At 62.8% G+C, this 21,028-nt stretch carries 23 protein-coding genes; 7 read left to right on the top strand and 16 right to left on the bottom strand.

The window, feature by feature from the left end; all coding sequences use genetic code 11:
* Positions 1 to 89 precede the first annotated feature (89 nt).
* From D5400_RS18605 to arsB, 3 genes are read left to right on the top strand one after another with little or no spacing between them, the layout of a single operon-like run.
* Positions 90 to 422, top strand: coding sequence for an ArsR/SmtB family transcription factor (locus tag D5400_RS18605; RefSeq protein ID WP_126011579.1), 333 nt, complete (start codon positions 90 to 92; stop codon positions 420 to 422).
* A gap of 9 nt (positions 423 to 431) precedes the next feature.
* Positions 432 to 953 carry an arsenate reductase ArsC gene (locus D5400_RS18610; protein ID WP_126011581.1) on the top strand — a complete coding sequence of 174 codons (522 nt, stop codon included), beginning with the start codon at positions 432 to 434 and terminating at the stop codon, positions 951 to 953.
* A gap of 18 nt (positions 954 to 971) precedes the next feature.
* Positions 972 to 2,051, top strand: a complete 1,080-nt coding sequence (gene arsB / locus D5400_RS18615) for an ACR3 family arsenite efflux transporter (protein ID WP_126011583.1) — start codon at positions 972 to 974, stop codon at positions 2,049 to 2,051.
* Between the two features lie 21 nt (positions 2,052 to 2,072).
* On the opposite strand, the gene D5400_RS18620 is transcribed toward arsB, so the two are convergent.
* A complete protein-coding gene (locus D5400_RS18620) occupies positions 2,073 to 3,659 on the bottom strand; it encodes a S8 family serine peptidase (protein ID WP_245451357.1) in 1,587 nt (528 codons plus the stop codon).
* A gap of 179 nt (positions 3,660 to 3,838) precedes the next feature.
* Between D5400_RS18620 and D5400_RS18625 the strand changes: the two genes are divergently transcribed.
* Both D5400_RS18625 and D5400_RS18630 read left to right on the top strand, forming a co-directional pair.
* On the top strand, positions 3,839 to 4,384 hold the full coding sequence (locus D5400_RS18625; protein ID WP_126011585.1) for an RNA polymerase sigma factor: 546 nt from the start codon (positions 3,839 to 3,841) through the stop codon (positions 4,382 to 4,384).
* On the top strand, positions 4,381 to 5,148 hold the full coding sequence (locus D5400_RS18630) for an anti-sigma factor family protein (RefSeq protein WP_126011587.1): 768 nt from the start codon (positions 4,381 to 4,383) through the stop codon (positions 5,146 to 5,148). Before D5400_RS18625 ends, D5400_RS18630 begins: the two co-directional genes overlap by 4 nt.
* 3 nt (positions 5,149 to 5,151) lie before the next feature.
* Here the strand turns inward: D5400_RS18630 and D5400_RS18635 are convergent, their stop codons facing one another.
* From D5400_RS18635 to pcaD, 11 genes are all read right to left on the bottom strand, one after another.
* Complete coding sequence (locus D5400_RS18635) at positions 5,152 to 5,964, bottom strand: class I SAM-dependent methyltransferase (protein ID WP_126011589.1); 813 nt, start codon at positions 5,962 to 5,964, stop codon at positions 5,152 to 5,154.
* Between the two features lie 99 nt (positions 5,965 to 6,063).
* Positions 6,064 to 6,555, bottom strand: coding sequence for a tRNA (N6-threonylcarbamoyladenosine(37)-N6)-methyltransferase TrmO (tsaA, locus tag D5400_RS18640; RefSeq protein ID WP_342635449.1), 492 nt, complete (start codon positions 6,553 to 6,555; stop codon positions 6,064 to 6,066).
* Positions 6,555 to 7,046 (bottom strand): hypothetical protein, encoded by a 492-nt coding sequence (locus D5400_RS18645; protein ID WP_126011591.1) that lies wholly within the window; start codon positions 7,044 to 7,046, stop codon positions 6,555 to 6,557. The genes tsaA and D5400_RS18645 overlap by 1 nt, the downstream gene beginning before the upstream one ends.
* 58 nt (positions 7,047 to 7,104) lie before the next feature.
* Positions 7,105 to 8,169: a 3-carboxy-cis,cis-muconate cycloisomerase gene (locus D5400_RS18650; protein ID WP_126011593.1), complete on the bottom strand. Its 1,065-nt coding sequence runs from the start codon at positions 8,167 to 8,169 to the stop codon at positions 7,105 to 7,107.
* 85 nt (positions 8,170 to 8,254) lie between these two features.
* The gene (pcaF, locus tag D5400_RS18655) at positions 8,255 to 9,460 is read right to left on the bottom strand and encodes a 3-oxoadipyl-CoA thiolase (RefSeq protein ID WP_126011595.1); all 1,206 of its coding nucleotides are present in this window, start codon (positions 9,458 to 9,460) and stop codon (positions 8,255 to 8,257) included.
* Entirely contained in the window at positions 9,453 to 10,268 is an 816-nt protein-coding gene (locus D5400_RS18660; protein WP_126011597.1) for a CoA-transferase subunit beta, read from the bottom strand. Before D5400_RS18660 ends, pcaF begins: the two co-directional genes overlap by 8 nt.
* Complete coding sequence (locus D5400_RS18665; RefSeq protein WP_126011599.1) at positions 10,265 to 11,122, bottom strand: CoA transferase subunit A; 858 nt, start codon at positions 11,120 to 11,122, stop codon at positions 10,265 to 10,267. Before D5400_RS18665 ends, D5400_RS18660 begins: the two co-directional genes overlap by 4 nt.
* A gap of 24 nt (positions 11,123 to 11,146) precedes the next feature.
* Positions 11,147 to 11,761, bottom strand: coding sequence for a protocatechuate 3,4-dioxygenase subunit alpha (gene pcaG, locus D5400_RS18670; protein WP_126011601.1), 615 nt, complete (start codon positions 11,759 to 11,761; stop codon positions 11,147 to 11,149).
* Positions 11,761 to 12,501 (bottom strand): protocatechuate 3,4-dioxygenase subunit beta, encoded by a 741-nt coding sequence (gene pcaH, locus D5400_RS18675; protein WP_126011603.1) that lies wholly within the window; start codon positions 12,499 to 12,501, stop codon positions 11,761 to 11,763. Before pcaH ends, pcaG begins: the two co-directional genes overlap by 1 nt.
* A 9-nt stretch (positions 12,502 to 12,510) precedes the next feature.
* On the bottom strand, positions 12,511 to 12,912 hold the full coding sequence (gene pcaC, locus D5400_RS18680; protein WP_126011605.1) for a 4-carboxymuconolactone decarboxylase: 402 nt from the start codon (positions 12,910 to 12,912) through the stop codon (positions 12,511 to 12,513).
* Positions 12,909 to 13,712 (bottom strand): 3-oxoadipate enol-lactonase, encoded by an 804-nt coding sequence (pcaD, locus tag D5400_RS18685; protein WP_126013570.1) that lies wholly within the window; start codon positions 13,710 to 13,712, stop codon positions 12,909 to 12,911. The genes pcaC and pcaD overlap by 4 nt, the downstream gene beginning before the upstream one ends.
* A gap of 87 nt (positions 13,713 to 13,799) precedes the next feature.
* Between pcaD and pcaQ the strand changes: the two genes are divergently transcribed.
* Complete coding sequence (pcaQ, locus tag D5400_RS18690) at positions 13,800 to 14,720, top strand: pca operon transcription factor PcaQ (protein ID WP_126011607.1); 921 nt, start codon at positions 13,800 to 13,802, stop codon at positions 14,718 to 14,720.
* Here pcaQ and D5400_RS18695 read toward each other — a convergent pair.
* Entirely contained in the window at positions 14,717 to 15,448 is a 732-nt protein-coding gene (locus D5400_RS18695) for a LuxR family transcriptional regulator (RefSeq protein WP_126011609.1), read from the bottom strand. The genes pcaQ and D5400_RS18695 overlap by 4 nt on opposite strands.
* A 226-nt stretch (positions 15,449 to 15,674) precedes the next feature.
* On the opposite strand from D5400_RS18695, the gene D5400_RS18700 reads away from it, so the two are divergent.
* Positions 15,675 to 17,303 carry a long-chain-fatty-acid--CoA ligase gene (locus tag D5400_RS18700; RefSeq protein ID WP_126011611.1) on the top strand — a complete coding sequence of 543 codons (1,629 nt, stop codon included), beginning with the start codon at positions 15,675 to 15,677 and terminating at the stop codon, positions 17,301 to 17,303.
* 9 nt (positions 17,304 to 17,312) lie between these two features.
* Here D5400_RS18700 and D5400_RS18705 read toward each other — a convergent pair whose 3' ends face one another.
* From D5400_RS18705 to D5400_RS18715, 3 genes are all read right to left on the bottom strand, one after another.
* Positions 17,313 to 18,170 carry a DMT family transporter gene (locus D5400_RS18705; RefSeq protein ID WP_126011613.1) on the bottom strand — a complete coding sequence of 286 codons (858 nt, stop codon included), beginning with the start codon at positions 18,168 to 18,170 and terminating at the stop codon, positions 17,313 to 17,315.
* Between the two features lie 101 nt (positions 18,171 to 18,271).
* The gene (locus D5400_RS18710) at positions 18,272 to 19,624 is read right to left on the bottom strand and encodes a putative bifunctional diguanylate cyclase/phosphodiesterase (protein ID WP_126011615.1); all 1,353 of its coding nucleotides are present in this window, start codon (positions 19,622 to 19,624) and stop codon (positions 18,272 to 18,274) included.
* Positions 19,625 to 19,731: 107 nt separating this feature from the next.
* Positions 19,732 to 21,006: a glycerate kinase type-2 family protein gene (locus D5400_RS18715; RefSeq protein ID WP_126013573.1), complete on the bottom strand. Its 1,275-nt coding sequence runs from the start codon at positions 21,004 to 21,006 to the stop codon at positions 19,732 to 19,734.
* Between the last annotated feature and the right edge of the window lie 22 nt (positions 21,007 to 21,028).

Consider the following 21,028-nt stretch of genomic DNA (forward strand, 5'->3'; position numbering starts at 1 on the left):
GCCGCGCCAAGCGCGGATCGGCAATGATCGTCACTTGCGTGTCACCGAACGACCTGCTATTTCACCAATAGTTCTAGAAAGCTGGATATATGGACAAGTCATCTGCACTCGTAGCACTTGCGGCACTCGGCCAGGAAACGCGGCTCGATGTGTTTCGCCTTCTGGTACGCGCCGGCGCCGAGGGGCTGCCGGCCGGTGAAATCGCTGCGCGGCTTGGTGCGGTTCAAAACACCTTGTCTGCCCATCTCAAGATTCTCGACCATGCCGGGCTGGTGACGGCGGAACGCCAGGGGCGTTCGATCCTCTATCGTGCGGATTTCACCGGCGTTCGCGATCTTCTGGCTTTCCTGATGGAGGACTGCTGTGCCGGATCGCCCGAACTCTGCCAGCCCGTCATCGAGGCCATCACCTGTCATTGCTGAGAGAGCGCCATGACCCACCGCAGCTTTAACGTTCTTTTCCTTTGCACCGCCAATTCCGCCCGCTCGATACTCGCCGAAGCGATCCTCAACAGGATCGGGAACGGGCGCTTCCGTGCCTTCTCAGCGGGATCGCAGCCGCGCGGAATGGTCCACCCCTACACCTTGTCGCTGCTGGAACACTCCGGCTTCGACACTGGCTTTGCCCGCTCCAAGAGCTGGGAGGAGTTTGCGGCCTCGGATGCTCCCGTAATGGATTTCGTATTCACGGTCTGCGACAACGCCGCGAACGAGCAGTGTCCCGTCTGGCCGGGCCAGCCGATGACCGCGCACTGGGGCGTGCCGGATCCGGCGGCCGCGACCGGAACGGATGCGGAAAGACACCTCGCTTTTGCAGACGCCTTCCGCATGCTGTCCAATCGCATTTCGGTGTTCACGGCCCTGCCCTTCGCGTCGCTCGACCGCCTGTCAATTCAGCGGCAGATCGAGGCCATCGGGCGCACTTCCGCCGACGACGCGCTGCGCGCATCCTGACCGCCTGAAGGCTTGCCCATGTCCATCAATACCCCTGCCGCGACGCCGGCTCCGACCGGCATCGGGCCGTTCGAGAAATGGCTTTCAGTCTGGGTCGGTGCCGCCATCCTCGCCGGGCTGCTGCTCGGCAATCTCGTTCCTGGACTTTTCCAGCGCCTGGCGGCGTTCGAATACGCCTCGGTCAACCTCGTGGTGGCCGTGCTGATCTGGGCGATGGTCTACCCGATGATGGTGGGCGTCGACTTCAAGAGTCTGCGCCAGGTCGGCGCCAAACCGAAGGGCCTCGTGGTGACGATCGTCGTCAACTGGCTCGTGAAGCCATTCACGATGGCAGCGCTCGGCGTTCTTTTCTTTGAGTATGTCTTCGCCGACCTAATCGCGCCGACCGATGCCGAGCAATATCTGGCCGGTCTGATCCTGCTCGGGGCAGCGCCGTGCACGGCCATGGTGTTCGTCTGGAGCCAGATGACCCGCGGCGACCCGAACTACACGCTCGTCCAGGTCTCGGTGAACGATGTCATCATGGTGTTCGCATTCGCCCCGATCGTCGCGATGCTGCTCGGTGTCACCGATCTCGTCGTGCCATGGATGACGCTGCTGCTCTCGGTCGGACTTTATATCGTCATCCCGCTGCTAGCCGGCGCGTTGACGCGCATGAAGCTTGGCCAGGGCACGCGAAGCAAGCTAGAGGAAGACGCAGCCGTTGCCCGCTTCAGTGCCCGCGTGAAACCGGCATCCGTCTTCGGGTTGCTGGTCACCGTCGTGCTGCTGTTCGGCTTCCAGGCAGAAGTCATTCTCGATCAGCCGCTGGTGATCCTTCTCATCGCCGTGCCGCTTCTCATCCAGTCCTACGGCATCTTCTTCGCCGCCTATTTCGCGGCACGGGCGTGGCGCCTGCCCTTCACCATCGCGGCTCCCTGCGCACTGATCGGCACCTCGAATTTCTTCGAACTCGCCGTTGCCGTCGCCATCAGCCTCTTCGGGCTGGGCTCGGGCGCCGCGCTTGCGACCGTGGTCGGCGTGCTCGTTGAGGTACCGGTGATGCTTTCGCTGGTCGCTTTCGCAAACCGCACGAAGCACTGGTTCCCGGCCGACTGAACGGTCCTCTTCCGGGGAGCTTTAGCGAACCCCGCTCGCCCTGCCGCCGGTTGCCGGACCGACATTGGGATCGGCGCCCGCAACCATATCGCCAGCACCCCCTTCCGACGCGGAGATCAGCAACGGCGCGTCGTCTTCCGCCTGCGTCGCGGTGACGGCGCGACACAGTGCGGGTGTGTTGAGCAGGCCCCAGCCGAAGACGGCGTCGCGGCCAGGATCACCGAGATCATCGGCGCTCGCTTCCAAATGATCCGCGATCATCGCCGCATCCATAGTGGGATCGATGGCCTTGGCGAGCGCGATCGCGGCCGTCACGAATGGCGCGGCGAAGGAGGTGCCTGTCTTCGGTCGGGCGCCTGAAATCGACGCAGCCGTCCATATCTCCACGCCAGGTGCGGCGATATCGATGTGGTCGCCCTGCCCCGCGCGTCGGTAGGGTCGCCGGCTGCGATCGACGGCTGTCACGGCGATTACATTCTCATAGGCTGCAGGATAGGCCGGTGGCGCACTCGGCCCATCGTTGCCCGCCGCTGCCACCAGGATGATTCCGTTTTCAGCAATGGCTGCAACGGTGCGCTCGAGCAGTTCGTTCGCCGGACCGGCGAGACTGAGATTGAGGACGGCGATCTCTTCGCGTGCGACCCGGTCGATGGCGCGCACGAGATCGTAGACGGTCGCCCTCGTATCGGCGCCTGCCGTCTGGAATGCATCGACCGCAACCAGGTCGGCGCCGGGAAGAAGGCCGGACGTGCGCTCTTGCTTCGATCCGACGAGAAGCGCTGCAACGGCGGTGCCGTGTTTCAGATCGGAGGTCTCCTCGGCCTGGCCGACACGATCGAGGACCGTGACAGAGCCGGCGGAGAATGCTTCATGGTCCGGGTTGATCCCGGTGTCGATCAGTCCGATCCGTGCCGGTACCACGCACGCGTCCTCGGTCGCCGCAAAGTGCCAGTCGATGAGCTCGGTCGCCGGGCAGTTCATGCCTTCGCAGTCTTCGAGCGGGCGGGCCTCGGGCCGGTAATAATGGTTGAAATCCACCGCCGATGTGGCGTTGAGGCCGACGACGGTGGCACGCGCATCGTCCAGCGACACGCCGTCCGGCGCAACGAGACGCACGAGTTCCCCACCGAGCAGTTCGATCAGCACCCGCTCGTCAACGGCAAAGCCCTGGGCCTCGAGTGCCGCCACGTCATCATCGTCCAGGCCGAGTGCCGTCAGTTCGCGTTCGGCACGGTCCGGCAAGGGTGCCGGCTGCGGTGCTGCCCGGCGGGCCTGCCTCGGCGGCGGCGATCCCTGATCGAACAGAGAGCGCAGCGTGCGCAATGGTCGCCGAATGAACTCGGGTGCCTGGCCGCTGCCGCCGCGAAACTGCCGGCTTTCGCCATCGCCGCCCGACCGTCCACCGCCGCTTGAGCCAGCACCACCGCCGCCACCGCCGTCATCGTCCCCGCCATCGTCACCGTCATCGCCTTCCTGAGCGAAAGCGGGAGCGGATGCGTGAACGAGGGCTGCGCCGGCAACCAGCGCGCCCGTGCCGACAGAGGCATTTGGCATGGCGGCTGTAACGGCCAGACCGCAAGCGGCAATGAACCTGACGATGCTGATCACAATCGAAAATCTCCGTTCGATGCGCTAATTGGCGTGGTTCATTCGGGCGGCAAGTTGATCTGCTTTTTATGCTTGCGTGACGCGAATTTCAGTTGCTGCTTTCAAAACCATATGCTGCATAACGGCCGCGGCGCCCACTTATTCCAGCTCCATCATGAACTTTTCAGGATCGATAACGCGTGACGGATGCGAAAGATGATATCGGGCGACAGCTCATCGGCTTCCTGCCCAATATGCGCCGGTTCGGCTATACGCTGACGCGCAACCAGGACACAGCAGACGACCTTGTGCAGGCCGCATGCGAGAAAGCGCTCGCCAACGCATCCGGCTTCACGCCAGGCACACGGTTCGATTCATGGGTGTTCCGCATCATGCGCAATCTCAGGATCGATCAGATCCGGAAGGGCAAGTCAGCCGGACAGGCCGAAGAGATCGACACGCAGATCGATCTCGTTGGCACGGACGGCGTGCGGGAAGCGCATGCACGCATGGATCTCGGCGACGTGTCGCGCGCCATCGCTGCGCTGCCTGACGACCAGCGCGAAATTCTGCTGCTCGTCTGCGCCGAAGACATGTCCTACAAGGAAGTGTCGGAGCTCCTCGGCATTCCGATCGGCACCGTGATGAGCCGGCTGGCACGAGCGCGCAAGAAACTTGTCGAGGGCGGTGGAATAAACGCCGACGCCCGACGTTCTCAGCCTGAAGAGGACGGGCATGGATCATGACGACACACGATTTCAGCGACGAGACATTGATGGCCTTCGCCGATGGCGAACTTGACGACGCCGAAATGGAGCGCGTCGAAGCTGCCATGAACGACGATCCGGCGCTTGCCGAGCGCGTTGCGCTCTTCATGGAAGCGCGCGAACTGGCCGAGGGCGTGTTTGCAAGCCAAGTCGCTCAGCCCGTGCCGCCATCGCTGCAGGGGGCAGTCGAGCGGATGATTGCCTCACCTGCTGCACCGGCGACCGTCCTGCCCTTCCGAGAGAAGGGTCGGGTCCCTGCAGCAGCCAACGAAAACCGGCGTGGCTTTGCGCGGTTTGCCATGGCTGCCGCCGCATCCGTCGCCATCGTCGCTGCCGGTCTTGCCGGCTACATGGCCGGCCAGGGCTCGGCGCCTGCCGGTTCCGCACAGGTCGCATTGATCGACGTTCCGGGGCTTGATGACGCGCTGCTGACGACGGCATCGGGCGACACGACCGAAATCGCGGGCGCCGGCACGCTGACGGCCGTCTCGACCTTCACAGATGGCGCAGACCGTGTCTGCCGCGAGTTCGAACTGGCTTCCGAGCAGGCATTCGTCGGCATCGCATGTCGCGCGACCGATAACTGGCAGCTCACCTTCGCCATGGGAACCGGCTCGGCCGACGGAACCGGCTATCAGCCGGCCTCCTCGCTCGACACGCTCGATGCCTACCTGACGGGCATCGAGGCCGGTGCGCCGCTTTCGCTCGAAGACGAAGCGGCGGCGCTCGCGGCTTTGCGCTGAAGTTCAGCTCTTGCGCGCAATGACCAGATGGCCGGGCACGGGCGTGCCCTGCTCGTGGCGCACGACGATCGGCTCGGCCAGCAGCCGATCGAAGCCATTCGCGGTGAGCAGGCGATCGATGTAGCTGAGCGGATGAGCGAAACGCTGATGCGGACCGACGGTAAAATCGGCTCCGCCAAAGGCCTCATCCGGCAGTGTCTCGCTGGAAAACGCGAGCAGGCCGGCAGTCGTCGTATGCTTCGCAATGCCTGAGAAGAAGCTTTCGAGCTTGCCCATATAGGGCAGCACGTCCGCAGCCACGACGAGATCGAAAGGCAGTGCTTCGCTCTCCTCGAGAAAAAGGCCGATCTCGGCGACATAAAGCTCGTCATAGACTTCGCGCTCGTCGGCGATCTCGATCATGCGTTCCGAGAGATCGACACCCACGGCATGGTCGACACTGTCGTAGAGGGCTTCGCCGACGAGGCCCGTGCCGCAGCCGAGGTCGAGCAGGCGGGCCGCACCGTCGGGCAGGAACGCCGGAAGTGCGTCGCCCAGCATCATCGGGACGGAATAGCCGAGCTGGTCGACGAGCACGCTGTCGAACACTTCCGCATGCTGGTCGAACAGGGTCATGACGTAGGCATCGGGCGCCTTGTCCGGCGCGGGCGCAAGGCCCATGGAAGCAAGCCGTACGGCAGCGCCTCCGTGATCATCGGGATCGAGCTCCAGCGCGCGCCGATAGAAGACTGCGGCCTCCTCGCGACGACCGGCCTTTTCAAGGTCCAGCCCGCGATTATAGGCCTCGGCCAGTGCATCCTCGTCGAAATCGCTCATCGCTTCAAACATCCCATCGGCTGATGACGGCGCTGGCCGCCTTTTCTCGCGCGGTCCTATCGGCAGGAACGCCGTGCGGCAAGGGTGCTGGGACGGCGATCAGGCGTGACAGGGTTTTCGCCCGCCGGTAAATTCCGGCTTGATGTCGATCAGCGGCGTGCCATCGACGCAGTCCAGCCCCCGCACCGTCAGCGTCGCGCCACCGATCCTGATCAGCCGAACGATAGAGAGCGCGATCGGGTTGGGGCGGACCGGCGAACGCAGCGCGAAGGTGCCAGCGAGTCCGCCATCGTGCTTGGGGTTCTGGACCAAAAGGTCGCGCCGCGCCTGGTCCATCCAGTAGAGCACGGCGATGTGTTCATAGGCATCCACGCCTCTCAGAGCGTCGACAAAGCGGGCGTCGAGCTCGATCGTACAGACGGGTCCCTGCTCCGGATCGCCCCTGCGCGGGCACTCCGCCCGCGTCTGGAACGGCGTGTGGATGCGACCGATGAAATAGACAGAGGCGTCAAACTGATCCGGCATCATCCCCTGGATCTCGCCTTCACGAATGCCGTCGTGTTTTTTGGAAGCCTCTGTCATGTCACTCATCACGCCAATATCAGAAAGATGAAAAATATCGGCCAGACGAAGACGAATATCAGCGGTATGTACGCTGCACGGACGGGAGATAGATCCCTTTTTCTGATCGGCTCGTTCAAGCCTTTCGGATGCGGATAGAAACTAATCTCCTTTGCATCCGCGAGATCGACACTCTTCATATCCCACAGCTTGCCGAGCGCGTCTAAATTATCTCTTGCTTGACCAAGCATCCTGTAACAAGCCAACCCCACGTAGACGCCGGTCAAAGGAATTAGAATAAAAGACACATAAAATATCGCGTCTCGCAGACCGGGACTTGTTGAGTACTTTGCCTGCAGTATCAATCCGAGTGTAGCGAATAAAAATGCTTGCATGGTGATAAGCCAGATAATTCGCTGATTATACAGCTCGTTCTCAGATCTGATCTGTTCTCGAACTTTGTCATAAAAAATCTCGATGGCGGCTTTCTTTTCAACCGATACAGACTCGACGATCGCCATTCACCACTCCCCAGCCAGTTGACACACTATTGTGCAGCTGGCGGAGCAATAAATCCACTCATTCCGCCGCGCCGAGACGTTCGATGGCATCGAAGAGTTCGGCGCCGAGACGTGTCGAGGCGCCGGCTGCCACCACCATCTGAGGCAAAATCATCCATTCCAGTGACCATGCGGCGCCGGAGCGTTCCTGTTCGTGGACGAGTGCGTGGTGGATGCCCGAGAGCTGGGTGGCGTTGAACCGGGCGAGCGCCACAAGTGTTTCGGCGCGCACCGGGTTCTGCTTGTGCGGCATGGCGGAGGAGCCGCCACCGCCCGTCATGGCGATTTCGCCGATTTCGTTCTGGGCCATCAGTGCGATGTCCTGGCCGATCTTGCCGAGTGCGCCGGAAATCAGCGACAGCCAGTTGGCGAAACGGGCGATGGAATCACGCTGCGTGTGCCAGTTCGTCTGCGGCACGTCGAGATCCAGCAGGAAACCGATGCGCGCCGCGACGCCGGCGGCGTCGTCGCCAAGCTTTTCCAGCGTGCCAGCGGCTCCACCGAACTGCAACTGCAGAAGTTCCGGACCGATGTCTTCCAGTTCGTCCAGCGCGCGCGACAGTGGCATCATCCAGGCGCGCAGCCGTGCGCCCACCGGGATGGGCATCGCCGCCTGCATGCGGGTGCGGCCGATCAGATGGTTGTGGCCGAAGCGCTCGTCGAGGTCCTGCAGGGCAGCGATCAGGTTTTCCAGTCGCGCCGCCAGCATGGGAAGCACCATCTTGAGCCTAAGGACGAGGCTCGTATCGATTACGTCCTGGCTGGTCGCGCCGAAATGCAGATGCGCCGCGTGGGGCTCCGGCACGGTCTTGCGTAATTCGCGGATGAGTTCGGGCACGATGAGCCCGTCGCGGGCGACGCCCTCGCGCAGCGCATCGAAATCCGGCGCGAAGTCCTCGCAGGCTTTTGCAATGGCAGCGGCGGCTTCCGGAGCGATCAAGCCTTCATGGGCCTCCGCTTCCGCCAGCGCCATTTCGAAGGTCAGCATGGTGGAGATTTCAGCTTCCAGCCGAAAATGGGCGGCGAGCGCGTCGTCCCCGAAATGTGCGGCGAGCACGGGGTGCTCAAAAAGCGACAGCGACATCGATACCTCCCGGCAGTCAAGATGGCCGCCTTATAACGCCAAAGGGCCGGCGATGACACCGGCCCTTTGAGCTAAGTTCGATGGCTCAGACGCGTTCAAGCGCTATCGCGATGCCCTGGCCGACGCCGATGCACATCATGGAGAGCGCGCGCCTTGCGTTGCGTTCGGCGAGTTCGAGCGCCGCCGTGCCGGTGATGCGCGCGCCCGACATGCCGAGCGGATGGCCAAGCGCGATGGCGCCGCCATTCGGGTTCACGCGCTCGTCGTCATCGGCGATGCCGAGATCGCGCAGCGTCGCCAAGCCCTGGCTCGCAAAGGCTTCGTTGAGCTCGATCACGTCGAAATCGCCGGCGCCAAGACCGAGGCGAGCGAAGAGCTTCTTTGCGGCCGGTGCAGGCCCAAAGCCCATGATGCGGGGCGCAACGCCCGCAGTCGCACCGCCGAGGATCCGGGCGATCGGGGTCAGCCCGTGTTTGCGGGCCGCTTCTTCCGATGCGACGATCAGCGCTGCCGCGCCATCGTTGACGCCGGAGGCATTGCCGGCCGTGACCGTGCCACCTTCGCGGAACGGGGTCGGCAGCTTGGCTAGCGCTTCCAGAGTGGTGTCGGGGCGCGGATGCTCGTCGCGATCGACGACGATCGGGTCCTTCTTGCGCTGCGGGATCGAGACCGGCGTGATTTCCTTTGCCAGCCTGCCGTTTTCCATGGCGCGGCCGGCTTTCTGCTGCGAGCGCACGGCGAACTTGTCCTGGTCCTCGCGGCTCACCTGCCAGTCGGCGGCGACATTTTCGCCGGTCTCCGGCATCGAGTCGACGCCGTATTGCTTCTTCATCAACGGATTGACGAAGCGCCAGCCGATCGTCGTGTCGTAAACCGCATTGTCGCGCGAAAAGGCGCTTGTCGCCTTCGGCATCACGAAGGGCGCGCGCGACATGGATTCCACGCCACCGGCAATCGCAATGTCGATCTCGCCGGCCTTGATGGCGCGGGCGGCGGCGATGACGGCATCCATGCCGGATCCGCAAAGCCGGTTCATGGTGGTGCCCGGCACTTCGACCGGCAGGCCGGCCAGAAGCGACGCCATGCGCGCGACGTTGCGGTTGTCCTCACCGGCCTGGTTGGCGCAACCATAGATGACTTCGTCGATCGCAGCCCAGTCGACAAACGCGTTGCGCTCTATTAGCGCTTTCAGCGGCACGGCGCCCAGATCGTCGGCACGCACGGACGAAAGCGCGCCCGCAAAGCGACCGATCGGCGTGCGGATGTAATCACAGATATAGGCTTCAGCCATCGCGCTGGCTCCCGAATTTGTTCTTGCCACGGCCGGTTCCTTCGTGGGCGGCCTTCGTTCTTGCCTGAAGATCGCGCAGCGTCTTCAGTTCCGTCTCGTCCGGCGCCGGCGTGACCTCGACCTGATCGGCGAACTTCACCGGCCAGCCGCAGGTTTCCTGCACCTGCTCGCGCGTCACGCCCGGATGCATCGAGACGACCGTAAATTCCTTGGTCTCGGAATCGGGCTTCCAGATCGCCAAATCGGTGATCAGCAGCGTCGGGCCCTTGGTCTTGATGCCGAGATTTTCACGGTCCTTGCCACCGGTTCCATGACCGAAGGACGTGAAGAAGTCGATCTTGTCGACCATGCCGCGTTTCGTCTGCTTCATGGTGATGTAAATCTCACCCGAAGACGAGGCGATTTCCGGCGCGCCGCCGCCGCCAGGCAGGCGGGTCTTCGGCGTCTCGTAGTCGCCGATGACGGTCGTGTTGATGTTGCCGAACTTGTCGAGCTGCGCGGCGCCAAGGAAACCGATCGTGACGCGACCGCCCTGCAGCCAGTAGCGGAACATCTCCGGCACCGACACCGTGGTGACGGCCGTGTCGCAGAGTTCGCCGTCGCCGATCGAGAGCGGCAGCACGTCCGGCGCCGTGCCGATCGTGCCGGATTCATAGATCAGAGTGATGTCCGGGGCATGCGTCAGCCGCGCAACGTTGCAGGCAGCCGATGGCGCACCGATGCCGACGAAGCACACGTCGTCGTTCTTCAGCGCGCGCGCCGCAGCAATCGTCATCACCTCATCGGGCGTAAAACCAAGATCGCTCATTTGGCGCTCCTCAAATGCTCGACGCGTCCAGCAAAGTCTTGTGGACCGGCGTTCAACACATTGTCCTGCATCCACGCCTGGAAACTATCCCGCTCCGCGGCGATCTTGTCCCAGTCGAGATAGCTCTTGTTGTCACGGTCGTAGTAGCCGTGCGCGTAGGAAGGATGAGCGCCGCCCGGCACTTCGCAGATCGCGCTGACCGTCCATCGGGGCAGGATGCAGGCGTTCGGATGCACATCGTCGAAATCCTCGACGATTTCCTCGACCGTCACCACGGCACGCTTGGCGGCAAGCACCGCTTCCTTCTGGATTCCGATGATGCCTTCGACGAGAACGTTGCCCTTCCGGTCCGCCTTCTGCGCGTGGATGAAGGTCACGTCCGGGCGCACCGACGGAACAGCCGCCAGCATTTCGCCGGTGAACGGGCATGCGACGCGCTTGATATTCGGATTAACCTGCTCGAGCCCGGCGCCGAGGTATCCGCGGAAGATTGCGCATGGCAGGCCGCTTGCGCCCGCCTCATAGGCATTGGCCATCGCCGCATGGCTGTGTTCTTCCACTTCCGGCCGGTTCGGCCAGCCGTTTTCAACCGCATCGCGCAGCCGGCGCAGAAGGCCAACGCCCGGGTTGCCGGCGTATGAGAAGACGAGCTTCTTCGCCATGCCCATGCCGATCATCTGGTCGTAGATGACATCCGGTGTCATGCGCACGAGCGTCAGGTCTTTCCGGCCCTGGCGGATCGCTTCGTGGGCCGCCGCATGCGGTATCAGATGGGTGAAGCCCTCGAAGGCCACCACATCGCCGTCATGGAGATTTTCCGCGACGGCGGTCTTCAAATCCTGGAACGTCGCCATGGATTTCCTGCCTGTTGGTTGTCGTCAGATATCGAGGAAGACGGTTTCGTCGTCGCCCTGCAGGTGAATGTCGAAGGTCACGACATCGCCGTCGCGCTGGCCGATGAGCGTTGCGACGCGGTGGCGGTGCTCGATCCGGTTGAGCAACGGATCGTCCGCATTGGCCTTCTCCTCGTCGGAAAAATACATGCGGGTGTGAAGGCCGATATTGATGCCGCGTGCGACAATCCAGAGCGTGACATGCGGTGCCTGCATCCGGCCATCAGGATAGGGAACCGGACCCGGCTTGATCGTCTCGAAGACAAACTCGCCGTTTGCCATATCGGTCGCGCAACGCCCGAAGCCGGTGAAATACGGATCGGCCGAACCGCGCATTTCGGAGGGCGAATTGAAAAGCCCTGCCGCATCCGGCTGCCAGATTTCGACCAGTGCATCCTTCAGCGGCGCGCCTGTTCCGTCAAAGATGTGTCCCTTGATGGTGATGCGTTCGCCACTGGCATCGTCAGTCAGCATGCGACTGCCAAGATCATCGGCATAGACTCCACCAATCTCCGCGAAATTCGGCGTCAGCCCAATATGCACATAAGGACCAGCCGTCTGTGACGCGGACTCCTTCAGGTGGTTCAGCGATTGCGGCATCAGTTCCCCTCCATCCGGTTCTCGAACATGGTCGAGCGGCGGCCGCGCAGGACGATGTCGAACTTGTAGGCGCTGGCGTCCATCGGGATCGTGTTCGCCATGTCGAGTGGCGCGATCAGGTCCTCGATCGCCTTTGGGTCGGCGATGGTCTTCACGATTGGGCAGAGCGGGATCAGCGGGTCGCCTTCGAAATACATCTGGGTGATCAGCCGCTGGGCGAATCCGTGGCCGAAGACGGAGAAATGGATGTGGGCCGGGCGCCAGTCATTCACCCCGTTCGGCCAGGGATACGGCCCCGGCTTGATGGTGCGGAACGAGTAATGGCCGTCCTCATCGGTGATGGTGCGCCCGCAGCCGCCGAAATTCGGATCGAGTGCGGCGACGTAGCCCTCCTTCTTGTGGCGGTAGCGGCCACCGGCATTCGCCTGCCAGAATTCGAGCAGCGCGCCGCCGACGCCCCTGCCCCGCTCGTCCATGACGCGGCCATGGACGATGATGCGCGGACCGATCGCGCTTTCACCGGGCTTGGCGAAATTGTGGATGAGGTCGTCATCGAGTTCGCCGAGGATGTCGTGGCCGAAGACCGGGCCGGTCATCTCCGACAGGGTGTTGTTGATGGACAGAAGCGCCTTTTGCGGCGAGCGGAGCACGCTCGTCTTGTACCACGGCGTATAAGCGTCCGGTTGCCAGGCGCGATCGCGCGGAAAGAAGGCACCGGTTTCGGGTTTCCTGTTCGACATCGTCGCTCCTCAGGCCGCCTCTTCGGCAGCCATCTCCTTCAACGTCTGCTTGGCGATCTTGAAGGCGTGATTGGCGGCCGGAACGCCGGCATAGATCGCCACATGCATCAGCGCCTCGCGGATATCGTCTTCGCTCGCGCCGGTATTGGCGGTGGCGCGCACATGCATCGCGACCTCGTCGTCATGGCCGAGTGCTGCAAGCAGCGCGATCGTGACAATAGAGCGCTCGCGCTTCGTCCAGTTCGGCCGCGACCAGACGGTCCCCCAGGCGCCCTCGGTGATCATCTCCTGAAAAGGCGCATCGAATTCCGACTTCGCCGCCTCTGCCCTGTCGACATGTGCATCGCCGAGCACCGAGCGGCGCGTCGCCATGCCTTCGATGTGGCGGGGAGATTTCGTCGTGGCGCTCATTTGCCTTCCTTCGTGATCTTTTCGACGAACAGCTTGATGGCGTCCGTCAGAACCACCGGCTGCTCGATGCAGGGCAGATGGCCAGCCTGCGGGATTTCTTGGTAAAGCGCACCGGGGATCAGCCGGGACAGCTCGCCTACGAGTTCTGGCGGTGTCGAGCCGTCTTCGGTGCCGACAACGCACATGGTCGGCACGTCGATCAGCTTCGCAGCTTCGGTGAAATCGGCGTCCCGGATCGCGGCGCAGGTGGCGGTGTAGCCATCGCGCGGCGTGCGGATCAGCATATTGCGGTAACCGGTGAACTCGGCGTTGTCGGGCTTGCGGTAATCGACGGTGAACCAGCGCTCGAGGATCAGGTCGGCGATCGCCTCGATGCCTTCTTCGTAGATCGCGCGGATGCGGGCATCCCACATTTCCGCCGTTCCGATCTTGTGGGCGGTGTCGCAAAGAACGAGGGCGCTTACCAGATCCGGGCGCTTGTGGACGAGGCCCTGCGCGATCAGCCCGCCGACCGAAAGCCCGCAGATGACAGCCTTGCGCACGCGCAGATGGTCGAGCAGGCCGGACAAGTCGTCGACGTGATCGTCGATTGTGTAAGGCGTCTCGCCGACATCGGACAGTCCGTGGCCGCGCTTGTCGTAGAGCACGATCGCGAACTCGCCGACGAGCCGGACGATGACATCACGCCAGATGCGGAAATCGGTGCCGAGGGAATTCGCGAAGACCAGCACAGGGCGCCCTTCGGGCGCGCCGATCAACTGATAATGCAGTGTGACGCCGTTGACCTTGTGAAACTGCATCGAATTCTCCCTCAGGCTTTCAAAGCAAATTGTATCGGTATGGTAAAATGATATTCTCGGCTTGATCCATAATCTTTTCGGTATGCGATGGACCAGCAGATCAAGTTTCGGCATCTCCAGACCTTCATGGAGGTAGCCCGCCAGAAGAGCGTGAGCAAGGCAGCGGACGTGCTGGCGCTGACACAGCCGGCGGTCACGCGCACGATCCGCGAGCTCGAAGACGCGCTCGGCGTGCGACTGTTCGAGAAAGATGGCCGCGGCATTCGCATCTCGCGCTTCGGCGAGGTGTTCCTGCGTCATGCGGGCTCGAGCGTTGCTGCGCTCAGGCAGGGCGTCGATTCCATCCAGCAGGCTTTACGCTCGGAAGGGCCGCCGGTCCGCATCGGTGCCCTGCCCACTGTTTCTGCACGGATCATGCCCGATGCGGTGGCGCAGTTCCTGAAGGAGAACACGGGAAGTCCAATCACGGTGGTGACAGGCGACAATTCCGTGCTTTTGGAACAGCTGCGCACCGGCGCGCTCGATCTCGTCGTCGGGCGCCTTGCGCCGCCGGAGATGATGATCGGCCTCTCCTTCGAGCCGCTCTACTCAGAGCACGTCATTTTTGCCGTTCGAACGGGCCACCCGCTGATGAGCAAGCCCAATTTTTCGCTCGGCGAATTGCGCGACTATACGATCCTGATGCCGACGCCGAACGCCGTCATCCGCCCCTTCGTCGATCGCTTCCTCGTCACCAACGGGATCGCCGAGCTGCCGGTGCGCATCGAGACCGTGTCAGACGCATTCGGGCGCGCTTACATCCGGGCACATGATGCGATCTGGATCATATCGGAGGGTGCTGTCGCCAACGACATTCGCGACGGGCGCGTCGCTCGCCTGCCGATCGATACGAGCGAGACCGTCGGCTCGGTCGGCCTGACGACGCGGGGGACCGGAGACCAGTCGCTGGCGCTCTCCATCTTCATGCAATCTGTCCGCGCCGTTGCACGGCAGACGGCGGACGGCTAGCGAATAAGGCTGCGGCGGAGCGCCTTTGCCACCGCCTGGGTGCGGTTGACCGTATCGAGCTTCTTGGTTGCGCGGTTCAGGTAGTGATTGACCGTGTGTTCGGAGAGTTCGAGGATCTGCGCGATGTCCGCGCTCGTCTTGCCCGCCGCCGTCCATGTCAGGCATTCGAGTTCGCGTTCGGTCAGCGGCTGCTCGAGTTTCGCCGAGCGCTGAGAGACTTCGCCCAAGCGCTGGAAGAGGTGAAGCGTCAGCAGCATCAATTGCGCGATCGCGTCGTTGTCGAGCGGCTCCCGTTCGCCGGCGAAGACGACGGCACAGCGGTCGCCTTCCACACTCTGGACCGGCAGGCAGATGCCATCGACCAGGCCGAACTCTTCATAGAGCTTGGCAGCCAGCAGCGCATCCTTTGCGCTTCTGCCGGCGACGAAGTCGGCATAGCGAAAGGAGAACGGCACGATGGACGTCCGCAAACGGGCGAACAAAGGGCTGCTGCGCATCAGCTTCTGGCGATCGAACGCGCCCAGAAATTCAGCCGGGAAATTGGTGATGATGGAGTTTTCGGCAAGGTCCAGTGAAGTGGGTGGCGGAAGGCGCAGCACCAGGAAGCACCGGTAGCCATACAGTTCCACAGTCTTCTTGAACTGGCGAAAGACCTCGAACTGAGTTTGAAGAGTCGTGATTTCCTTCAACTGGTCGAGAGGCGCGTCGCCGGATAGGCCTGACTTCATGATGGAGGCGCCCGGGTGGCTGAAGTGAGTCGATTCTTGGGTCTCGTTCGTGCCGTGAATCAATCCTTATAGGAGCCACTATCAGCAAACAAGAAACTTCCCTTGATGCGGATCAATGCTTGCCATCCACACCCTCGACGAAAGGCCCATCTTTCATAATGCGCCCCACCGCTCCATAGTCCGCCAAGAACACAGCGAGGAGGCTGTGGGGAACGGAGGAACGTGCATGCTGGGACTGATGCAGGAATGGCCGCTTCTCTGTCACAAGGTCATCGATCATGCGGCACACTATCACGGTGGCCGGCCTGTCATTTCCCGATCGGTGGAAGGCCCGATCCATCGCACGGACTACCTCACCGTTCGTAACCGCGCACTTAAATTAGCCAAGCGGTTGGACATGGAAGGCATCGCGCTCGGCGACCGGGTGGCGACGCTTGCCTGGAACACGTGGCGACACCTGGAGGTCTGGTACGGCACGCTCGGCATCGGCGCCATCTACCACACGCTCAATCCCCGGCTCTTTCCCGACCAGATCGCCTGGATCATGAACGATGCGGAGGACCGACTTCTCTTTGTCGACTTGACCTTCCTGCCCATCGTCAAGGCCATCGCACCCCAGGTGCCGAGCCTGAAGCGGATCGTCATTCTGACCGACGCAGCGCATATGCCCACTGATCTTCCCTTCCCTGCCGTCGCCTATGAAGACTGGCTTGCCGAAGCGGATGACGACTTCCGATGGAAGGACTTCGATGAGCGCACGGCCGCAGGCATGTGCTACACGTCGGGCACGACCGGCGACCCGAAAGGCGTCGTCTATTCGCACCGCTCGAACGTGCTGCATGCCATGACGGCGCTCCAGGCGGACATGCTGGGCATCGCCTCGCGCGACGTGATGATGCCGGTTGTTCCGATGTTCCACGCCAATGCGTGGTCGACAGCGTTCTCGACACCGATGGCCGGCGCGACGCTGGTCTTTCCGGGACCGGGCATGGACGGCAAGTCAATCTACGAGATGCTCACGAACGAGAAGGTGACGATCACGGCCGCGGTCCCGACGGTCTGGCTGATGCTGCTGCAGCATCTGGAAAAGGAACACGGACAGTTGCCCGATCTCGAACGCGTCGTCATCGGCGGCTCGGCCTGCCCGCGCGCGATCACTCAGGCCTTCCAGGACCGCTACGGCGTTCACGTGATGCACGCCTGGGGCATGACCGAGATGAGCCCGCTCGGGACGGTCTGCTCGATCAAGCCGGACTACGCGCATCTCACCGGGGAGGCCAAGCTCGACCTGCAGGTGAAGCAGGGCCATCCGCCCTTCGGCGTCGAAATGAAGATCGTCGACGACGAGGAACGCATCCTGCCCTGGGACGGCAAGACCTTCGGGCGCCTGAAGGTGCGTGGTCCCGCGGTGTCGTCCAGCTACTACAAGGGCCGCGGCGCCGAGCAGTTCGATGAAGACCTCTGGTTCGACACGGGCGATGTCGGCCATATGGACGCACACGGCTATCTGCAGATCACCGATCGGGCCAAGGACGTCATCAAATCGGGCGGCGAATGGATTTCGACCATCGATCTCGAAAACCTGGCCGTGGGTCATCCAGATGTTGCCGAAGCCGCCGTCATCGGCGTCGCTCATCCGAAATGGGACGAGCGGCCTCTGCTCGTCGTCGTGCTCAAGGAAGGCCGTCAGCCAGACAAACAGTCAATCCTCGATTTCATGTCGGGCAAGATCGCCAAGTGGTGGATGCCGGACGAGGTCGTCTTCACCGATGAAATTCCCCACACCGCAACGGGCAAGATCAAGAAGACCACGCTGCGCGAGCAGATGAAGGACTTCCGGTTCACAGACGGCTGACAGGGCAGCTCAGGCTTTTTGGCGGGCAGCGATCGCAAGGGCGAGGCCCGAGAGGATGAGCATGCCGGCGAAAACCAGTTCAATGGTTAGTGGCTCGGCCAGCAACAGCACGCCGGCGGCAGCAGTAATGACCGGCACGGACAGCTGAACGATCGCTGCGGCTATAGCCGCCAGATGCGGCAGAACGCGGTACCAGACCACGTAGCCGGCGGCGGATGCGAGAACGCCCGAGGCGACGGCCAGCCCTATGCCCCTGCCCGACAGTGTGCCCGCGGGATTGTCCTGGACCAAAATGGCGAAAGCCAGCAGAGCCAGGGCGAGTGGCATGGTGCGGATGAAGTTTCCTGCCGTATCGTCAATCGGATCGCGGCTGCCGCGACCTCGCAACGAATAGACGCCCCAAGCGCTGCCGGCCGTGATCATAAGCGTCGTCGCAACCGGATCCGGCCGCGTCAGGGCCGGCGAGACGAGATAGACGAAGCCTGCAAGCGCCATGACGATACCCGCCCACTGCATGACACGTGGTCGTTCGCCACGCACGATGCCCCAGCCGATCATCGTCAACTGCACCGAGACAAACAGGACGAGCGCGCCGGTCGCAGCGCCGAGCTGCACATAAGCAAAAGAGAAAGCGATCGCGTAGACAAAAAGTGCCAGCGCGGACAGCCAACTCCCTGGCACGACTTTTCCTTTGGCCGTCCGCCGCAGGGCAAGAACGAGCGCAAGCGCTACGGCGCCCGATGCGAGACGCAATCCGGTGAAAGCAGCAGCATCCATGGCGCCGTCTGCCAAAGCTTCACGCGCAAGGATCGAGTTCGCCGCGAAGGCAATCATGGCGATGGCGGTGAGAAACGCTGTCATTGGCATGAAGTCTGATCCAGCAACCGAATTTGGCCGACGGCGCAAGACTAGCCTCCGGGTGAGGCACTGCAACCACCCGGAAACCCGACAATGGTCTTGATTCTGGATCAGGCGATAGCGATAGCTTCCAGCGGCCGGGCGTTGGCAGCGATCAGGCGCAGGGTGTCGGATGCCTTGATCGGCTTTCCGTAGAGATAGCCCTGTCCAAGCCGGCAGCCGAGTTGGATCAGCTTTGCAGCCTGCTCCACCTCTTCGATGCCTTCGGCGATGACGGCGAGATCCATGCCCTCGCACATGGCCAGAATGGCCTTGATGATATGTTCCGACGGACGGTCGCGGGTGATTTCCGAGACGAAAGCACGGTCGATCTTCACCTTGTCGAAGGTGAAGTCGCGCAGGCGGCCGAGGCTCGATTGTCCCGTACCGAAATCGTCGAGCGCAATCTTGATGCCGACAGCGCGGAGTTCGGTGACGATCTTCTGCGCCATGTCGGGATCCGACATCATCGCAGTTTCGGTGATTTCCAGCTCGAGCCGGCGTGGGTCGAGGCCAGCGCGATTGAGGATGGCAAGGATCGACAGGCTCGTCATGGGATCGACGAGCTGCGCCGAGGACAGGTTGAAGGACAGGTACATGTCCTCCGGCCAGCGCAACGCCGTCGCGGCGGCCTTCTTCAGCAGCACTTCAGTCAGGAGGTCGATGAAGCCGCGTTCCTCGGCGAGCGTGATGAAGACGTTCGGCGGCACGAAGCCGAGTTCGGCATCATGCCAGCGCGCGAGCGCCTCGAACCCCATGATCTGGCCATCGGCCAGGCGCACGATCGGCTGGAAATGCACGGCGACATCGTCTGCGATGATCGCGCGGCGCAGCGCCTGTTCCAGCTCGGTCGCGCGGCGGAATTCCTCGGCGATCTCCTGCGAATAGACCGTGATCTGGCTGCGCCCGCGCCTTTTGGAGCGGTAGAGCGCTGTTTCGGCGCAGCTCATCAGACTGTCGAAATCGGTTCCGGCGAACGGATAGACCGAGAAGCCGAACGATGCGGTCAAACGCACCGTGCGGGCACCGAGATCGAAAGGTGCCGACAGAACATCCTTGATCAGGCGCGCCATCTTTTCGGCGCCGCGGGAATCGAACACCAGCGGCAGCACGAAGCCGAATTCGTCGTTGCCAAGTCGAACGACAGTCGCGCCATCGGGCATGCAGGCCTTCAGCCTGTGTGCAACCTGAGTGAGGATGACGTCGCCGGCGCCATGGCCGAAGAGGTCGTTGATGGGCTTGAAGCCGTCGAGATTGGCAAGACCGATGGTGAAGGGTGCCGGATCCTCGGCGCGCTCGGCTGCGAGGCCTTCAACCTTTTCGCGCATGCGCCTGCGGTTGCCGAGACCGGTCAGGGCGTCGGTGTGGGTCAACACGGCTTCGCGGGTGCTTTCCACCTCATCGGCGCCCAGCTGCGGCATCATCAGTCCAGTTCTGAAACATTCTGGCGAGTCATCAGAATGCAAGATGGGCGCTGGTTCCTTAACAATTCATCTTCAACGGCCTCAAGATACCGTAATCGGCGGTTCCCTCAGCCCTTAGGCGCGATCAGGATCAGCCGCAGATCGTTGACATTTGTCCGCGTCGGCCCGGTCACGATGAGGTCGCCGGAGGCTTCGAAGACGCTGTAGGCATCGTTGCGCTCCAGACATTTTGCTGGGTCGAGGCCGGAAGCGCTAGCCCGCGCGAGACTGTCCGGATCGATCACCGCACCGGCATTGTCCTCGCTGCCATCGATGCCGTCCGTGTCTGCCGCAAGCGCGTGGATGCGCAGATGTCCGTCGAGTTCCAGCGCAAGTGACAGGAGATATTCACCGTTGCGGCCGCCGCGCCCCGACCCGTCGCCGCGCACTGTCACCGTGGTCTCGCCGCCGGAAACGATCAGCAGCGGCGTGTCGCGGTGTTCCTCGGCCATCTGCAGAGCCAGGCGCGCATGCTCCCTGCCGATGTCGCGTGCCTCGCCTTCAATATCGGCACCGAGCGACATCACCTCGATGCCATGGCGTTTCGCTTCGGCGACGACCGCCTCGACCATGTCGGCGGGCCGCGATGCCATGCGGAATTCCGTGTTGGCGAAAATAGCATCGCCGGGCTTCGGCGTCTCGGAGCTGCTCTTCTCAAGGTGCGCCAGAACATGCGCTGCCGCGGTGATGTTGTAGCGCTCAAGAACGGCCTTGGCGTCGGCAAGCGTCGTTGCATCGGGAACCGTCGGCCCGGATGCGATCACCGACGGATCATCGCCCGGCACGTCCGAAATGCCGATCGTGACCACGCGCGCCGGGTAGGCGGCTTCGGCAAGCCTGCCTCCCTTGATCGCCGACAGGTGCTTGCGCACGGTGTTCATGGCACCGATGGGCGCACCGGATGCCAGGAGGCTCTTGTTGATGGCCTTCTTGTCGTCAAGAGTCAGGCCCTCGGCGGCAAGCGCAAGCAGCGCCGAGCCACCGCCTGAAATCAAACACAACACGAGATCGTCAGGGCCCAGGCCGCGAACGGTATCCATCAACCGGGCGGCTGCCTGCTCTCCCCGATCGTCCGGAACCGGATGGGCCGCCTCGATCACTTCGATCCTGCCCGCTTCGAGGCCATGCCCGTAGCGGGTCACGGCTATCCCCTCGAGCGGGCCTGACCAGTTTTCCTCGACCGCGCGCGCCATCGACCCAGCCGCCTTGCCGGCGGCGACGAGGATCGTACGCCCCTTGGGCAGTTCAGGCAGCAGGGGCGGCACGCATTCCGCGGGATCGGCACTTCGCACGCCGGCGTGAAACAGATCGATCAGAAAACGTCTTTCGCCGAGCACGCGCATCATCCATCAAGGTCAATCGGTG

This window comes from Georhizobium profundi (assembly GCF_003952725.1).
In the GTDB taxonomy this organism is placed as follows: domain Bacteria; phylum Pseudomonadota; class Alphaproteobacteria; order Rhizobiales; family Rhizobiaceae; genus Georhizobium; species Georhizobium profundi.

Bases quoted from the DNA above. Each gene is read 5' to 3' on its own strand.
- D5400_RS18630 (WP_126011587.1), top strand. From the start codon at position 4,381: ATGACGACACACGATTTCAGCGACGAGACATTGATGGCCTTCGCCGAT.
- pcaQ (WP_126011607.1), top strand. From the start codon at position 13,800: ATGGACCAGCAGATCAAGTTTCGGCATCTCCAGACCTTCATGGAGGTA.
- pcaF (WP_126011595.1), bottom strand. From the start codon at position 9,460: ATGGCTGAAGCCTATATCTGTGATTACATCCGCACGCCGATCGGTCGC.
- D5400_RS18665 (WP_126011599.1), bottom strand. From the start codon at position 11,122: ATGGCGACGTTCCAGGATTTGAAGACCGCCGTCGCGGAAAATCTCCAT.
- D5400_RS18695 (WP_126011609.1), bottom strand. From the start codon at position 15,448: ATGAAGTCAGGCCTATCCGGCGACGCGCCTCTCGACCAGTTGAAGGAA.
- D5400_RS18715 (WP_126013573.1), bottom strand. From the start codon at position 21,006: ATGCGCGTGCTCGGCGAAAGACGTTTTCTGATCGATCTGTTTCACGCC.
- pcaC (WP_126011605.1), bottom strand. From the start codon at position 12,912: ATGAGCGCCACGACGAAATCTCCCCGCCACATCGAAGGCATGGCGACG.
- pcaG (WP_126011601.1), bottom strand. From the start codon at position 11,761: ATGCCGCAATCGCTGAACCACCTGAAGGAGTCCGCGTCACAGACGGCT.
- D5400_RS18700 (WP_126011611.1), top strand. From the start codon at position 15,675: ATGCTGGGACTGATGCAGGAATGGCCGCTTCTCTGTCACAAGGTCATC.
- D5400_RS18645 (WP_126011591.1), bottom strand. From the start codon at position 7,046: ATGGCGATCGTCGAGTCTGTATCGGTTGAAAAGAAAGCCGCCATCGAG.
- D5400_RS18710 (WP_126011615.1), bottom strand. From the start codon at position 19,624: ATGATGCCGCAGCTGGGCGCCGATGAGGTGGAAAGCACCCGCGAAGCC.
- arsB (WP_126011583.1), top strand. From the start codon at position 972: ATGTCCATCAATACCCCTGCCGCGACGCCGGCTCCGACCGGCATCGGG.
- D5400_RS18635 (WP_126011589.1), bottom strand. From the start codon at position 5,964: ATGAGCGATTTCGACGAGGATGCACTGGCCGAGGCCTATAATCGCGGG.
- D5400_RS18605 (WP_126011579.1), top strand. From the start codon at position 90: ATGGACAAGTCATCTGCACTCGTAGCACTTGCGGCACTCGGCCAGGAA.
- D5400_RS18650 (WP_126011593.1), bottom strand. From the start codon at position 8,169: ATGTCGCTGTCGCTTTTTGAGCACCCCGTGCTCGCCGCACATTTCGGG.
- pcaD (WP_126013570.1), bottom strand. From the start codon at position 13,712: ATGCAGTTTCACAAGGTCAACGGCGTCACACTGCATTATCAGTTGATC.
- D5400_RS18705 (WP_126011613.1), bottom strand. From the start codon at position 18,170: ATGCCAATGACAGCGTTTCTCACCGCCATCGCCATGATTGCCTTCGCG.
- D5400_RS18610 (WP_126011581.1), top strand. From the start codon at position 432: ATGACCCACCGCAGCTTTAACGTTCTTTTCCTTTGCACCGCCAATTCC.
- D5400_RS18660 (WP_126011597.1), bottom strand. From the start codon at position 10,268: ATGAGCGATCTTGGTTTTACGCCCGATGAGGTGATGACGATTGCTGCG.
- tsaA (WP_342635449.1), bottom strand. From the start codon at position 6,555: ATGAGTGACATGACAGAGGCTTCCAAAAAACACGACGGCATTCGTGAA.
- pcaH (WP_126011603.1), bottom strand. From the start codon at position 12,501: ATGTCGAACAGGAAACCCGAAACCGGTGCCTTCTTTCCGCGCGATCGC.